Here is a 14,896-nt window from a genome sequence, read left to right on the forward strand (position 1 = left end):
CCCCCAACGCAATCCCAACAAACCCCGCCAGTATCCCCCCGGCATTGATGAACACCTGTGGATAACCCAGGTTCGCCACATCGATAAAAGGGTAGGGGTAGGCCGCCAATAGATCCCCGCGCAGCAGGACATAGGCGAAATACACCAAGGGGTAGATCACCCACAGCCCGATATGGCCCAGGCGCAAGGTGCCTTTGGGCACGTACAGCCACCAATAGGCGATGTACAGCAAGGGCACCACGTCGTGCAGCAATTCGTCGGCCACGAACTGCCAGCCTTCGGGTTGCCAGAGGTGGCGCAGCAGCAGGTTGTAGGCCAGGCCGACCAGGGCGATGCTCACGGCGATGCCGCTGCGCACGCTGGGCAGCAGGAACCAGCGCCGGGCCGCCGATTCGCGAGGAGTCAGTTCCCAGGTCAGCACTACGGCCACCAGGGTGTTGGTCAGGACCGTGAAGAAACTGAAGAAACTCACCAGCCCTCCCAGCAGGCTCGCATCCAGTTTCCAGCGACCCAGCAGGATCAGATACAGCTGGATGCTCAATCCCACCCAGCCCAGCAGTGCCGTCACGCAGACAAAACGCTGTCGCAGCGTGAGGTGGCGACCCTGGTCACTCCCCACGGCTCAGACCGGCCGCTTGGTGCGCATCAACTTGATGTACAGGCGCTCGACTTTCTCTCGTGCCCACGGCGTCTTGCGCAGGAAGGTCAGGCTCGACTTGATGCTCGGGTCGCTCTTGAAGCAACGGATGTCGATGCGCTCGGCCAGGCCTGACCATTCGTAATGCTGCACGAGGGCGTTGAGGATCTGCTCCAGCGTCACACCGTGCAGCGGGTTGTTGTTGGGTTCGGTCATGGGAGGCCTTCGCACGAAAAAAGATGTAAAGCCGCGCACCTTAGCCGAGGTGCCCTTGCGGTGGAAGCATAGCCTTCATCATGGTCGTCAGCGCCAGACGCACTGTTACCGAATCCGAGATGATTCATGTCAACAAAAGCCCTTTCTCTATTGAGAACAGGACATTATCCTTGCGCCGCCTGCTGAAACGCTTCTTCTGTTGTTGCGAATGTTGTGCCGAAGCCTCTGCGTCCAGCTCGATCCTGCTGAAAGATTAAAAAACGCCCAGTGCCCAGATGCTGAAAGACAGCGCTGTCTCGGTGAATTCCTGTGGGAGCGAGCTTGCTCGCGATAACGATTGCACATTCAACATTGAAGCCGACTGACACGCCGCCATCGCGAGCAAGCTCGCTCCCACAAGGGATCCCGGCAACCGAATTTGCCTTTTTTCAACTGAACCAAGCCCTCGCAAGATCGTCATCTACAGTGACTACTTGCGCGGGACTCTTTAAAACGTCACGGAGAATCACACTATGAGCACTGAGGGTGCTTTGAGTCGAAGCCGTCTGCTATCGAGTTTGCTCGGCATTCTGCTTCTATTGATGGGCCTCGCCCTGTTGGCCGGGGGAGTCAAGCTGAGCACGCTTGGCGGCTCGTTGTATTACCTGCTGGCCGGTATCGGCCTGGCGCTGACCGGCGTGCTGCTGATCATGGCCCGTCGCGCGGCCCTGGGCCTGTACGCGCTGGTGCTGTTCGCCAGCACCGTGTGGGCGCTGTGGGAAGTGGGCCTGGACTGGTGGCAACTGGTGCCGCGCCTGGCGATGCTGTTTGCCCTGGGCATCGTCATGTTGCTGCCGTGGTTCCGCCGCCCGCTGTTGACCGCCGATGCCTCGGCCATGGGTACCCGCGCATTGGGCGCCGCCGTGGTCATCGCCGGTATCGCCGCGCTTGCCAGCCAGTTCACCAACCCGGGTGAGATCAAGGGCCAACTGGACCGCGACAGCGTGCCGGGCATGGCCAACACTGCACCGGCCATGCCGGACGGCGACTGGAACTCCTATGGGCGCAGTGCCCATGGCGACCGCTATTCGCCGCTGGCACAGATCACCCCCGAGAACGTCAGCAAATTGGTGCCGGCCTGGACCTATCGCACCGGCGACCTGCCAGGGCCGAACGACCCGGGTGAAACCACCGCCGAGAACACCCCGCTCAAGGTCAACGGCATGCTCTACGTGTGCACGCCTCACAGCCAAGTGATTGCCCTGGAGCCTGAAACCGGCAAGGAAATCTGGCGTTTCGATCCGAAGCTTTCCACGCAAAAAGCGGAAAACTTCAAGGGTTGGGCCCACATGACTTGCCGTGGCGTGACCTATCACGACGACGCGGTGTACGCCTCCGCCGAGCAAAGCCCCACGGGTACCGCCAGCACCACGCCGGCCAGCACCGTCTGCCCACGGCGGATTTTCCTGCCGACCGCCGACACCCGCCTGATCGCCCTCAACGCCGACACCGGCAAGATGTGCGAAGACTTCGGCGACAAGGGCCAGGTCGACCTGACCGCCAACATCGGCGGCTTCACCGCTGGCGGCTACTACTCCACCTCGCCACCGGCGGTCACCCAGAACCTGGTGGTGATCGGCGGCCACGTCACCGATAACGTCTCCACCGACGAGCCCAGCGGCGTCATCCGTGCCTACGACGTGCACACCGGCAAGCTGGTGTGGAACTGGGACAGCGGCAACCCGGACGACACCACGCCGATTGCCGAGGGCAAGACCTACACCCGCAACTCGCCGAACATGTGGTCCATGTTCAGCGTCGATGAAAAACTCGGCATGCTCTACCTGCCGATGGGCAACCAGACCCCCGACCAGTTCGGCGGTTTGCGCACACCGGAATCGGAAAAGTATTCCGCCGGCCTGACCGCCCTGGACATCGCCACCGGCAAAGTGCGCTGGTACTTCCAGTTCACTCACCACGACCTGTGGGACATGGACGTCGGCGGTCAACCGACCCTGATGGACATGAAGACCGCCGATGGCGTGAAACCGGCTGTATTGGCGTCGACCAAGCAGGGCAGCATCTACGTGCTGGACCGCAGCAATGGCCAGCCGATCATCCCGATCAAGGAAATCCCGGTGCCCCAAGGCGCGGTGGAAGGCGACCACACCTCGCCGACCCAACCGATGTCCGACCTGAACTTCGTGCCGCCGGTCCTCAAGGAACGCGACATGTGGGGCGTGACTCCGTTCGACCAGATGCTCTGCCGGATCGACTTCAAGTCGCTGCGCTATGACGGCATGTACACGCCGCCATCGCTGCAAGGTTCGATCGTGTACCCGGGCAACTTCGGCGTGTTCGACTGGGGCGGTATTTCGGTGGACCCGGTGCGCCAGATCGCCTTCGTCAACCCGAGCTACATGGCGTTCAAGTCGAAACTGGTGCCGGCGGCCGAAGTGGCCGGCGGCCCTGGGCGCAAGAGCGAAACCGAAGGCGTGCAGCCGAACAAAGGCGCGCCCTATGGTGTGATCCTCGAAGCGCTGCTCTCGCCAATGGGCCTGCCTTGCCAGGCGCCTGCGTGGGGTTATGTGGCGGCCGTGGACCTGACCAACAACAAAACCCTGTGGATGCATAAGAACGGCACCGTGCGTGACAGCTCGCCGGTACCGATCCCGCTGAGCATGGGCGTTCCGAGCCTGGGCGGCACGTTCACCACCGCCAGCGGCCTGGCGTTCCTGAGCGGCACCCTCGACCAGTACCTGCGTGCCTATGACGTGAAGAACGGCAAGCAACTGTGGGAAGGCCGCCTGCCAGCCGGCGCCCAGACCACGCCGATGACCTATACCGGCAAGGACGGCAAGCAATATGTGCTGGTTGTTGCCGGTGGCCACGGTTCCCTGGGCACCAAGCAGGGCGATTATGTAATTGCCTACAAGCTGCCGGAGTAAGCCCGAGCTGCGCCCATGAAAAAGGCGACACCCTTGCGGGTGTCGCCTTTTTTGTAGCAGCGCTGAGTCTATGTGAACGCAGGTCTTTGAGCTTCTGAGCTTTTGTGGCGAGGGAGCTTGCTCCCGCTGGGCTGCGAAGCGGCCCCCTGCTTTGCCAGCCATCACACCGCAGCGGATGCTGACGCATCCAGCGGGAGCAAGCTCCCTCGCCACAGGGGCTTGTGCTCAGCCTTGGATTTTTACAACTCGATCTTGACCGCCTGCGAAGCCCGGGTCGCCTTGGCGCGGGCGGCTTCGATGGATTCGTCGCGGGCCAGGGCCACGCCCAGGCGGCGCTGGCCGTTGACTTCCGGCTTGCCGAACAGGCGCAGGGCGGTGTCCGGTTCGCTCAGGGCTGCGCCCAGGTTGGCGAAAGCGGTCTGGGTCGATTGGCCTTCCACCAGGATCACCGCCGAGGCCGAAGGGCCGAACTGGCGGATCAGCGGGATCGGCAAGCCGAGAATGGCGCGGGCATGCAGGGCGAACTGCGACAGGTCCTGGGAGATCAGCGTTACCAGGCCGGTGTCGTGTGGGCGCGGCGAGACTTCGCTGAACCACACCTGGTCACCCTTGATGAACAGTTCGACGCCAAACAGGCCGCGACCACCCAGGGCCTCGGTCACTGCCTTGGCGACGCGCTCGGATTCAGCCAGGGCCACCGGGCTCATGGCTTGTGGCTGCCAGGATTCCTGGTAGTCGCCCTTTTCCTGACGGTGCCCGACCGGCGCACAGAAGGTAGTGCCACCGACGTGACGCACGGTGAGCAGGGTGATTTCGTAGTCGAAATCGATGAACCCTTCGATGATCACTCGGCCCTTGCCGGCACGGCCGCCTTCCTGGGCATAGTCCCAGGCTTTCTGCACGTCGTCGGCACTGCGCAGCAGGCTCTGGCCCTTGCCCGAAGAACTCATCACCGGCTTGACCACGCAGGGGAAACCCAAGGTCTCGACGGCCTTGCGGTAATCTTCGACGGTGTCGGCGAAGAAATACGGTGATGTGGGCAGGCCCAGTTCTTCGGCGGCCAGGCGCCGAATGCCTTCACGGTTCATGGTCAGTTGCGCGGCGCGGGCGGTGGGGATCACGGTGAAGCCTTCGGCTTCCAGCTCCACCAGGGTGGCGGTGGCGATGGCTTCGATTTCCGGCACGATATAGTGCGGTTTCTCGGCCTCGATCACCGCGCGCAGGGCCGCGCCGTCGAGCATGTTGATCACATGGCTGCGGTGGGCCACTTGCATGGCCGGCGCGTTGGCGTAGCGATCCACGGCAATCACCTCGACGCCCAGGCGCTGCAGTTCGATTACCACTTCCTTGCCCAGCTCACCGCTGCCACACAACAAAACGCGGGTCGCGGTGGGCGACAATGGGGTTCCGATACGGGTCATCTGAAGGTCCTCAAACAGGAGCGGATCATCGCGGGTTGCGCGCCGGGCGAGCTTCCCATGGGAGAAAGCGCGGCATTTTACATGAACAGCGTCAGCCAGTGACGGCCTGTTTGCGCAGACGCCAGGCCATGATCAGCCAGACGGCGGTGACCCCGGCGAATTTCGAGAGCAGGGCGGTGATCACCACGGCGGGCGTCAGGGCGTCGATCAGGCCGAAGAAAATGAACGTGTCCAAGGGAATGCTCAGGGCCGAACTGATCCACAACCGATCATGCAGTGGGCGCTTGGTGACCGTGAACACCAGCCAGTCGATGCATTCGGACACGGCGAATGCCGTGGCGCTCGCCAATGCAATGGTCGGGTCGGAGGTGACGTAGGACAACACCAGCGCCACCAGCATCGCCACGATGGCACCGTGACCGAAACGGGTCTGCACCATGTCCCGCAGCACAAACACCAGCCCGCCCCAGGCCGACCAGATGATGTCCAGGTGCGGTGCGGCGGAAAACGCGAAGTTGATCAGCACGACGCTGCTGATGTAGGCGAGCAGGAAAAGCATGGGGCGGGTACCTGGTGATGACGGATAAGGTATTAAAGGACAGCGATAATCGCCTGTGGCGAGGGAGCTTACTCCCTCTGGGCCCTGTAGGAGCTGGCGAAGGCTCGGGCCGCGTTCGGACGATCTTTTGATCCTGAGCTTTTGCTTGCGACTCAACTGTCTGGGACAAGATCGCAGCCTCGTTGCACTCGACAGCTCCTACAGCCGCCAGTCCCTCATTCTTCGTCGCTGGCATCCGCTTTCCAATACCCCACCGCCTTCACAAAGTCCTGGTCCAACCCTTTGTCCTCCAGCAACACCTTGCGAATCTGTCGCGACACCTTGCTTTCGGTGGCGACCCAGGCGTACAGCTTGCCGCCGGGCATTTCCAGCTGTCGCACGGTGCGCAGCAGGTTGTCCTGGCGGCCTTCGCGCAGCACCCAGATCACGTGCACCTGCGCCGGGCTCTGGAGAATCTGCTGCTCGGCGCCGTTTTCCACTTCCACCACCACCAGGGCACGTCGGTTGGGCGCCAGGCCTTCAAGGCGGCGGGCGATGGCGGGCAGGGCGGTTTCGTCGCCGATCAGCAGGTAACTGTCGAAGATGTCCGGCACGATCATCGAGCCCCGTGGCCCGGCGATGTGGAGGTATTGCCCGGGCGTTGCCTGGGCCGCCCAGGTCGCGGCAGGGCCGTCGCCGTGGAGCACGAAATCGATGTCCAGCTCCAGGGTGTCCAGGTCGTAGCGGCGCGGGGTGTAGTCGCGCATCTCGGGCATCGGGCCCTGGGCCTTGCCGGCACCGGGGTTGAAGTTTGCCAGGGCCGCGTGTTCCTCGGCGTTCTGCGGGAACAGCAGCTTCACGTGATCGTCGCTGCCCAGGCTGACGAACCCGGCCAGTTCCGGCCCGCCGACGGTGATGCGGCGCATGCGTGGGGTCAGGTCCTCTACCCGCAACACTTGCAGGCGACGGCGTTTGATCTCGTGGGTGACGCGGTGAATGGCGTTTGGATCGACTTCGGTCATTGGCTTGACTCCGAGGCAGGGGGACGGTCGGGGCCGTCGCTGATGGCTTTGGCGGTGTCGTTGAGCAGGTTGCGCACTCGCCGGATTTCTTCCGGGCTCCAGTGGCCAGGGTGCTTTTGCAGCGCATGGCGCAGGTTATACACCGCTTCATGGATTTCCGGGGGCCGATCATGGCCGCGCAACGTGCGCTTGCTGGTTTCAATGCGCGTGCGCACCTCATCCAGGGCCTGGGCCTGGTCCTCAAGTGATAGACGTCCGGCATCGGTCACGCTGTAGCATTTTTTTCCGTCTTCGACGCCGCAGCTGACCATTGCGCTCATTTCCAGGAAGGACAAGGTCGGGTAGATCACGCCGGGGCTGGGGCTGTAGGCGCCGTCGAACATGCCCTCGATCCGTCGAATCAGGTCATAGCCGTGGCAGGGTTGTTCGGCGATCAGGGCCAACAACAGCAGTTTCAGGTCACCGGCGGCGAAAACCCGTGGGCCTCGGCTGTTACGTTCACGGCCTGCTGGCTGTCGTTTGAAGTCATCATGTTCGCGTTTGGAATGGGAATAAGGACCTGCCATATGTTGTTCTCCGTTCTGCATGAGAAAGCGCCGAGATATATCTTTGTTCTGAGATATATCTTTTCTTGCACATCTATCTTTTTAAGATATATCTTTATTGTCGGCGGCTAAGTTTTCGCAATGAAACCTTACCTGAAGCCCTATATAGACGGAGCGTCTGGCCCGGACGTCGACCTGTTTAATTGCTGAATAGTTGCAATGTGGGCTGTTTCTTACAGCTGAACTTTCGTTTTTCAAAAAGTTGAGTCTTTTTCTCAGTTTCGTATGCTGGATTTACTACACGGTTATGGGAAAACGCCTGCTTTTTTTTTATTAAAGAGAGCCGATCATGCTCGGCGTTGAGGGACAGGCCGGTTATTAGTGACTTGCTGCCTCAATCTTTCTCTCTTTATTGATACGAACAGGTGTAAAAACATGCTCAAACAATTCGTAACCGCAGCTTCCCTGACTGCAGCTGCCCTGGGTACTTCGCAAGCATTCGCGCTCGATGATGCACGCTCCGCTATCCACATCACCGCGAACATCCCGACCCAGCAGTTCCACGTGCAGCCACGCGACCCGAACTTCGGTAAGGATGAAGTCATGAGCTACAACACGGTCAGCGGCACCTTGACTTCGTTGCGCCAGACCTTCGACGTGAAGAACACCGAGGGTTCGGTCCACGCCTACATCGAGGGTGGCCCGGCGGCGCTGTACAACGGCCGTGACTCCATTGCCCTGACCACCGCGTTCAATGGCGTCACCCTGACCGCCACGCCTCAGGAAGTGGTAGACGATGCAGCGTCGACTCCAGGTACCCAGGCCGACATGAGCATCATCGCGGCCCGTCCTCTGGATACCCAGAATGGCCAATACACCGCCGACATGACCGTGATCTTCGACGCCGTGCCGCGCCCGTGATCCCGTTTGATGCCCGGTGAGCTTCACCATACCCCGGGCATTCTTGCAGGCCGGCCGGTTCTCCCCAGCCGGTCGGCCTGCACCTGAGACGACCCGTTAGCTCGTTGAATATGAGAGTCCGTTGATGTTCCCGATGACACCCATCGCGGGTGCGCTCGCGCTGTTGTTATGCGCGAACGCATTGGCCGCGCCGACCGCCCCCGGTACCACACCGAGAAGCCTGCTGTCCCAGGCCAAGGGCCTGCCAGCGGAGTTTGAATCGCACTTCTTCGATGTGCCGCTGGCGGTTCGTATTGAACTCAACCAACAGTACCTCGGCGAAGCCATGGTGGTCTTGTCGCGGGATGATCGTATAACCCTGCTCGAATTCACCGACACGCAGGATAGCCCGATAGCAACTGGCGATCGCGAGCAATGGGCGCAGCATCTCAAACAGGGACAAGTGCTGGGCGCCTGTGAAGGCAGCTGTCCGTCAGGGCTGCTGGCCGTGCACTACAGTCTCGAAAATTCATTGGTATCGATCCTGACCCGAGATGTGGAACGATCGACCGAAACCAAGCGTTATTACGATCAACCGGAAGTTGGCAGCTTCGGCCTGATTTTCAACAACCAATTGAATATCAACGGTGGCCAGGAACAGGACACCGGTGGCCGTTATGGGCTCAACGCCATTTCCAGCGTGGGCAACTGGAGCCAGTCGCTGGACCTTCAGCTTTCGCGTCTTGGCGGGCCGGATGACAAGCTGTACCACGCTGTCCATGAGCTATATACCCAGCGTGAGATGGAAGGTAACTTCTTTCGCCTGGGCTACTTCACACCCAGCTCCGATGGCTTGAACCGCCAGATCCGTTCGTTCGGTGCCAATCCGGACACCGCGCTCGGGGTGATGTACGGCAGTTCCGACAGCCTGGCGATCGACAACCCCAAACCCAGTGTCTACCCCATTTATGTCACCGCGAGCCGCCAGGCTTCGGTGGAGATTTATCGCAACGGTCTGCTGATCAACACCCAGGCAGTCAGCGCCGGCTTGCAGAGTCTGGATACCCGGCCCTTACCGGGGGGGATCTATGAAGTGGAAGTCCGGCTGGTCGAAGACGGACAAACCACCGCCACCAGCCAGGAGCTGGTCTACAAGCCCAACAATTGGAACAGTCCCGAAGACCGCTGGCGCTACAACGTGTTCGCCGGACGCGAAACCCGGCTGTGGAGCAATTGGGAAGACCAGCCTTCGGGTTTCACGACGGCGGGGCTTGGCCTCAACTACCTGCTGCATCCACGGGTGATCCTGGGCGGCTCAGCGCGCCAGGTGCAAGACAAGCTGCAAGTGGGCACTTCGGTGGACTGGACGCTGGGGACCAGCACCAGCCTATACGCCAATGTCTATCAGACCCAGCAGTACGGCACCGGCATGGACTTGCAAGGCCTGTATAGCTACGGGCAAGGCAGCGTGGTGGCCAGCCACAATCGCAGTTGGCTGGACACCCGCAAAACCTATGAAACCCTGCCGGACGGCACCCGTGTTCGCCAGCGCAACGTATTTATCGGCCGCACCAGCAACTCGTCGCTGTCGGTCAACCATCGCTTGAGCAACAAGACGTCCGTCAACGCACGGTTGGCCTACAGCGAAGGCAATGTCCAGGGTACCGGCCTGGACCTGGGCTGGACCCAGCGCGGCAAGCTGCGAGGCAGCGATGCCAACTGGCGGTTGTCGGTATTCGACCGCCCCGGCACGTCCAGTACCGCCGACCGGCGCAATCGCGGTATTGACCTGACCCTCAATGTCGCCCTGGGTGGGCCCGGCGAATACTGGTCGGGCAGCATCGGCACCCGCACCTCGCGAGATGGCGACCGGGACCACAATGGCTCGCTGACCTATCGCCGGACCCTGGAAGATCATGTGCTGCAAAGCGTCTCCGCCACGGCGCTGGCCGACACCTATGGCGTGGGCCTGTCGGGTCTTGCCAGTTTCCAGACCGACTCACTGTATGGCGACGGTTTCGTCCAGCGCTCTTCCTACAACGACAACCTCACCGGCGGCCTGAACTTGAGCAGCACCGTGGCCGTGGGCGGCCAGAAAGCCGCCTTTACCGGCCTGCCCCATGGGCGCGGCGCGGGCATGATCGTCGACGTGGAAACCGACCTGGACATGGTCGCCCTGCGTGCCGACGACTTGACCGGCGGCAGCACCCTGTTGCATCCGGGCCGCAACTTCGTGCCGATCACCGCCTATAAAAACAGCATGGTGACGTTCGACTTCGACGGCGTGCACCCGCCGGCGGCAAACATCGAGCCTTCGCGCAGCCGTTATCACTTGAACAAAGGCGGGGTGGACTATCGCCAGGTGCGTGTGATGAGAACCGTGACCGTGCTTGGTCGCTTGCTGGATGAGCAGGGCGAGCCGCTCAGGGGCCATCACGTGATCAACCACGCCAGTCGCGGCGTCAGCGAGGCGGACGGATTTTTCTCGATGGAAATGAACGCCGGCTCACCAACCCTGGAAGTGCGCTATGGCAGCGAATTGTTTTGCCGGTTCCGCCTCGACCCGGACAGCGCCGACCGCGAAGGCGATGTGTTGATGATCGGTGATTTGCGCTGCACGCCGGACACCCTGGCCGACACGACCATTGTCGAGGCGGGTCGTGCGAAACAGCGCTCGTGATGCCGTGGGCGCAAAGCTTGCTCGCGATGAACGATAACGCCGTTCATCTGAAGACCCGTTTGTCTGCATCGCGGGCAAGCCTTGCTCCCACAGATGGATTTCCCAGCACTTGGTTGCGGTGGTCCGCTTTGATTCATGAGGCTTTACTGATGAAACGTTTATCGGCGGTAGGACGCAGTGTGGCTTCGGCAGGATTGTTTGCCTGGTTTTTCGTTGGCGTGTCCACGGCCAGTGCAGCTTCCAGGGACATCGACGCGGTGTTCCGAGCCGATCCCGCGAAGCCCACGGACAATCAATTCGTGGTGACCACGCCGATTTCCGGGTTTTGTTTTAACTGGCCTGAGCTGTGTGCCGTCGATGGCTTGTCCAGTTTTATGATTCCCGTGACGTTCGACTCATCCAGCGCCATTCAGGCCAATCACCCTGACACGCGACAAGGCGCCATGTTCAAGGTGCCTGGCAGTTGGCGAACGATTCAGGTTGTTCATATGGTCACTGGCGAAAGTGAAGATGTTTCAGTCCGGATTGCCGGCGTAGGTGCTAAATTTCGACTCAGCGATAAAGCCGTCGACCTGGTCGGGGGAGGCGTGAGCCTCTTCCAGGCTCATGAAAAGCTATGGACGGGTGGAATTTGGGGTAAAGCGCCTCAACCCTGCACAAACACGCCCGTTAGTCTCTTTAGCGACTACGGTTATGAGTTTTTCTGGTTACTGCCGCAACAAGATGTCCTTTGCGCGAAACAAGCAAAATATCTTATTCCGGCATTCGGATACACCCACGTGAACTTCGCCTTCGACGTGCGCACCCCCAATCCTTTGAAGATGTCGACGGGGCATTACAAGGGCTCTTTGACCTACGGTATCGGCCCGGGGCAGGACTTCGACATGGGCGATGTCATGGTGGCGAATGATTCACAGTTGACGCTCAATTTCAATCTTGAAGTCCAACACACCCTCAAGGTCGAAATACCCCCCGGCGGCAACCGCGTCGAACTGGTCCCCCAGGAGGGCTGGCAATCCTGGTTGAACAGCGGACGCAAACCCACACGATTATTTCGCGACCAGCGCTTCCATATCTCCGCCTCTTCCCGTTTCAAGATGGCGCTCGAATGCCAAATCATCAGCGGCAATACCTGCGCGATTTCTGAAACCAGCACCGGCCATGTGGTGCCGGTGGACGTCAGCGTGACCCTGCCCAATGGCTTGACCGACGCCGCCGGGCAACCGGTCAACCGTCGCCGGTTACTGCGTGACGGCAGCGGTACCGAACTGTTCCAGCCGGGCGTTTATATCGATCGCCGGTCGGGAACCCTGCACTTTGAAGTGCCCCGCGCCAGTGTCGAAGAGATGCTGGACAACGACGCCAAGGCGTACACCGGCAATGTCACGGTGATCTGGGATTCGGAAATTTGATGCGTCTGGTTTTCAAGGCGCATGTTTCGGGCGCGATTGGCTTGGGCACAGGAGATTGAGATGGAGTTTTTGAAGAAACTGGCAAGCGGTTCGGCTTTAGCGGTTTGGCTTGTCGGCCTGCCGGCTGTCGATGCCGCGACGCTGGATGTCACCGCCGAATTCAGAGCTGATAGCTCGAAGCCGCAGCAGAATACGTTCGTCAATACCACTCCAAATAGCGGTTATTGCGCGCAGTTCGTTGCGCTATGTCGGTCAGCGGGCATATCCAGCCTAGGTATGGGCCTTCGCGTTACAGGGGGGCCTATCCAGGCCAATCATGAGGACGCCCGGCAGGGTGCGATGCTTAAAGCACCCGCCAACTGGCGTACGGTACAGGTTACACATTCAGGCACGGGCCATACTGAAACGCTTGAAATGCGTGTAGTTGGAATAGGGGGGGCCGTCGGACTCACTCCCAACGCCGTTGAGATTGTCGGTGGCGGTGTAAGTGACGAAACCGCTCATAACATGATATTCGGCTCGACTTGGTGGAATGCCCCTTCGCCCTGTATACGTCTGGGGGCCAGCATATCGCACGCGTGGTTTTTCTGGCGGACGCCAGTAGAAGACGCCTGTGCCAAACCGGCCCGATATCTGATCCCTCAGATTCGATATCAGGACTTGAGCTTTGCCTATGAGCTGCGTACGCCCAATCCTTTGAAAATGGCGGGCGGCCAGTACCGGGGGTCGCTGACATTCGGCGTCGGTCCGGGCCAGGATTTCGACTTCGGCGACGTCATGCTGCCGGATGATTCGGCGCTCACGTTGAATTTCACATTGGATGTCGAACATGTTCTCAAGGTTGAAATTCCACCGGGAGGAAACCGGGTTGAATTGGAGCCCCGAGAGGGCTGGCAAGCCTGGGTGAACAACGGAAGCAAACCGACCGGGCTGTTTCGCGACCACTCGTTCCATATCTCGACGTCGTCACCTTTCTCCATGCGGCTTGAATGCCAGCACATAGCCGGCATCTTTTGCGGTGTAACGGCCCCTGGCTCCGGCATTTACTTCCCGGTGGATGTCTATGTGACGCTGCCCGATGGGTTGACCAGCGAGACCGGGCAACCTGTCAACCACCGCTCGGTGCCTGTTGCAGGCTTTACCAACCCAGTTCGATTTTTCCCGGTCAGCTACATCGATCGCAAGCTCGCAACGCTGCATTTCCAGATTCGCAGGGGCAGTTTCTACTCGATGCTTGATCGCGCGGCTGACACCTACTCCGGCGGCATCACGGTGATCTGGGATTCGGAAGTTTGAAGGCTGTCGGTCTATCGGCGCCCATTTGATGTATGAGGCAGAATAAATGAAACACCTATTAATGATCGGGCATTGCGCTGCCGTGTTGTTACTGGCCTGCGCGCCTGCTGCCAATGCCATGACTCGGGAAATTACCGCAGTATTCAGGCCTGATCCTTCGAAACCTCAAGAGAATATGTTTCTCAATACCACCCCGAGCAGTGGCTATTGCGCAACATATCCGTCGGAATGCAGGGCGACAAAAATGTTCAGCATTCGGTTGCCCTTTACCTTCAATTCGACCAGTCCTATTCAAGCCAATCATGGAGATGTTCGGCAAGGTGCGATGTTTAAAGTGCCTGCCAACTGGCGCACGGTACAGATGACCAATGCTAGTACGGGTGAAACTGAAGTCGTTGAAGTGCGCTTCTCCGGTCTCGGTTCGAGATACCGAATTCCTGGTGGCGTGGTCGATGTGGTCGGTGGCGGCGTGACTGTCCGCGTTGCTCATGAGAGGTTATGGGGCGGCGCTGCGCATACTTGGGTATATGCCCCTGCGCCCTGTCGATACAGCGGTGCTGCATACTTCACGTCTTCGGATTACGAGTTTTTCTGGAAGACTCCGGTTGAAGGTGTGTGTGCCAAGACAGCTCGTTACCTGATTCCTCGTATGGCCTATACCCACTTGGATTTCGCCTATGAACTGCGCACTCCCAATCCGTTGAATATGTCGTCCGGCCAATACACCGGGTCGCTGACTTATAGCGTTGGGCCGGGACAGGACATTGATATGGGGGACGTCATGTTCCCCAACGATTCGGCGCTCACGCTCAACTTCAAACTCGACGTCGAGCACACCCTAAAAGTTGAAGTCCCGCCCGGTGGCAACCGTGTCGAACTGGTCCCCGAAGAGGGCTGGCAATCCTGGCTGAACAGCGGCCGCAAACCCACACGACTGTTTCGCGACCAGCGCTTCCATATATCCGCTTCTTCCCGTTTCAAGATGGCGCTCGAATGCCAAATCATCAGCGGCAATACCTGCGCGATTTCTGAAACCGGCACCGGCCATGCCGTGCCGGTGGACGTCAGCGTGACCCTGCCCGATGGCTTGACCGACGCCGCCGGGCAACCGGTCAACCGTCGCCGGTTACTGCGTGACGGCAGTGGTACCGAACTGTTCCAGCCGGGTCTTTATGTCGATCGCCGGTCGGGAACCCTGCACTTTGAAGTGGCCCGCGCCAGCGTCGAGGAAATGCTCGACAGCGGCGCCAAGGCCTATACCGGCAATGTCACGGTGATCTGGGATTCGCAAGTTTAAAAAGG

At 60.2% G+C, this 14,896-nt stretch carries 12 protein-coding genes; 6 read left to right on the plus strand and 6 right to left on the minus strand.

Annotated features, from left to right (window positions below):
• Together LQ215_RS15505 and LQ215_RS15510 are read right to left on the minus strand one after the other, a co-directional pair.
• Positions 1-619 (minus strand): Pr6Pr family membrane protein (locus tag LQ215_RS15505; RefSeq protein WP_230151130.1); only part of this gene is annotated, 619 nt, incomplete at its 3' end.
• A gap of 3 nt (positions 620-622) precedes the next feature.
• Complete coding sequence (locus LQ215_RS15510; protein ID WP_003205228.1) at positions 623-853, minus strand: VF530 family DNA-binding protein; 231 nt, start codon at positions 851-853, stop codon at positions 623-625.
• Between the two features lie 512 nt (positions 854-1,365).
• Between LQ215_RS15510 and LQ215_RS15515 the strand changes: the two genes are divergently transcribed.
• Positions 1,366-3,780 carry a glucose/quinate/shikimate family membrane-bound PQQ-dependent dehydrogenase gene (locus LQ215_RS15515; RefSeq protein ID WP_230151131.1) on the plus strand — a complete coding sequence of 805 codons (2,415 nt, stop codon included), beginning with the start codon at positions 1,366-1,368 and terminating at the stop codon, positions 3,778-3,780.
• A gap of 239 nt (positions 3,781-4,019) precedes the next feature.
• Here LQ215_RS15515 and purT read toward each other — a convergent pair whose 3' ends face one another.
• The 4 genes from purT to LQ215_RS15535 all read right to left on the minus strand — a co-directional run bounded on the left by purT (position 4,020) and on the right by LQ215_RS15535 (position 7,327).
• Entirely contained in the window at positions 4,020-5,201 is a 1,182-nt protein-coding gene (purT, locus tag LQ215_RS15520; RefSeq protein ID WP_230151134.1) for a formate-dependent phosphoribosylglycinamide formyltransferase, read from the minus strand.
• 91 nt (positions 5,202-5,292) lie between these two features.
• Positions 5,293-5,760 carry a preQ0 transporter gene (locus LQ215_RS15525; protein ID WP_230151136.1) on the minus strand — a complete coding sequence of 156 codons (468 nt, stop codon included), beginning with the start codon at positions 5,758-5,760 and terminating at the stop codon, positions 5,293-5,295.
• Between the two features lie 215 nt (positions 5,761-5,975).
• Entirely contained in the window at positions 5,976-6,761 is a 786-nt protein-coding gene (locus LQ215_RS15530) for a siderophore-interacting protein (RefSeq protein ID WP_230151138.1), read from the minus strand.
• Positions 6,758-7,327, minus strand: coding sequence for a PadR family transcriptional regulator (locus LQ215_RS15535; RefSeq protein WP_230151140.1), 570 nt, complete (start codon positions 7,325-7,327; stop codon positions 6,758-6,760). Before LQ215_RS15535 ends, LQ215_RS15530 begins: the two co-directional genes overlap by 4 nt.
• Before the next feature lie 414 nt (positions 7,328-7,741).
• Between LQ215_RS15535 and LQ215_RS15540 the strand changes: the two genes are divergently transcribed.
• From LQ215_RS15540 to LQ215_RS15560, 5 genes are all read left to right on the plus strand, one after another.
• Entirely contained in the window at positions 7,742-8,227 is a 486-nt protein-coding gene (locus LQ215_RS15540) for a CS1 type fimbrial major subunit (protein ID WP_230151143.1), read from the plus strand.
• A 124-nt stretch (positions 8,228-8,351) separates the two neighbouring features.
• Positions 8,352-10,886: a CS1-pili formation C-terminal domain-containing protein gene (locus LQ215_RS15545; RefSeq protein WP_230151145.1), complete on the plus strand. Its 2,535-nt coding sequence runs from the start codon at positions 8,352-8,354 to the stop codon at positions 10,884-10,886.
• A gap of 149 nt (positions 10,887-11,035) precedes the next feature.
• The gene (locus tag LQ215_RS15550; protein ID WP_230151147.1) at positions 11,036-12,298 is read left to right on the plus strand and encodes a hypothetical protein; all 1,263 of its coding nucleotides are present in this window, start codon (positions 11,036-11,038) and stop codon (positions 12,296-12,298) included.
• Between the two features lie 60 nt (positions 12,299-12,358).
• The gene (locus tag LQ215_RS15555; RefSeq protein WP_230151149.1) at positions 12,359-13,594 is read left to right on the plus strand and encodes a cellulose biosynthesis cyclic di-GMP-binding regulatory protein BcsB; all 1,236 of its coding nucleotides are present in this window, start codon (positions 12,359-12,361) and stop codon (positions 13,592-13,594) included.
• 46 nt (positions 13,595-13,640) lie between these two features.
• A complete protein-coding gene (locus LQ215_RS15560) occupies positions 13,641-14,891 on the plus strand; it encodes a hypothetical protein (protein ID WP_230151151.1) in 1,251 nt (416 codons plus the stop codon).
• Positions 14,892-14,896 lie beyond the last annotated feature (5 nt).

It is taken from the genome of Pseudomonas brassicacearum (assembly GCF_918698105.1).
Taxonomy (GTDB): Bacteria; Pseudomonadota; Gammaproteobacteria; order Pseudomonadales; family Pseudomonadaceae; genus Aquipseudomonas; species Aquipseudomonas brassicacearum_F.

Bases quoted from the DNA above. Each gene is read 5' to 3' on its own strand.
- LQ215_RS15560 (WP_230151151.1), top strand. From the start codon at position 13,641: ATGAAACACCTATTAATGATCGGGCATTGCGCTGCCGTGTTGTTACTG.
- LQ215_RS15510 (WP_003205228.1), bottom strand. From the start codon at position 853: ATGACCGAACCCAACAACAACCCGCTGCACGGTGTGACGCTGGAGCAG.
- LQ215_RS15530 (WP_230151138.1), bottom strand. From the start codon at position 6,761: ATGACCGAAGTCGATCCAAACGCCATTCACCGCGTCACCCACGAGATC.
- purT (WP_230151134.1), bottom strand. From the start codon at position 5,201: ATGACCCGTATCGGAACCCCATTGTCGCCCACCGCGACCCGCGTTTTG.
- LQ215_RS15525 (WP_230151136.1), bottom strand. From the start codon at position 5,760: ATGCTTTTCCTGCTCGCCTACATCAGCAGCGTCGTGCTGATCAACTTC.
- LQ215_RS15550 (WP_230151147.1), top strand. From the start codon at position 11,036: ATGAAACGTTTATCGGCGGTAGGACGCAGTGTGGCTTCGGCAGGATTG.
- LQ215_RS15515 (WP_230151131.1), top strand. From the start codon at position 1,366: ATGAGCACTGAGGGTGCTTTGAGTCGAAGCCGTCTGCTATCGAGTTTG.
- LQ215_RS15545 (WP_230151145.1), top strand. From the start codon at position 8,352: ATGTTCCCGATGACACCCATCGCGGGTGCGCTCGCGCTGTTGTTATGC.
- LQ215_RS15540 (WP_230151143.1), top strand. From the start codon at position 7,742: ATGCTCAAACAATTCGTAACCGCAGCTTCCCTGACTGCAGCTGCCCTG.
- LQ215_RS15555 (WP_230151149.1), top strand. From the start codon at position 12,359: ATGGAGTTTTTGAAGAAACTGGCAAGCGGTTCGGCTTTAGCGGTTTGG.
- LQ215_RS15535 (WP_230151140.1), bottom strand. From the start codon at position 7,327: ATGGCAGGTCCTTATTCCCATTCCAAACGCGAACATGATGACTTCAAA.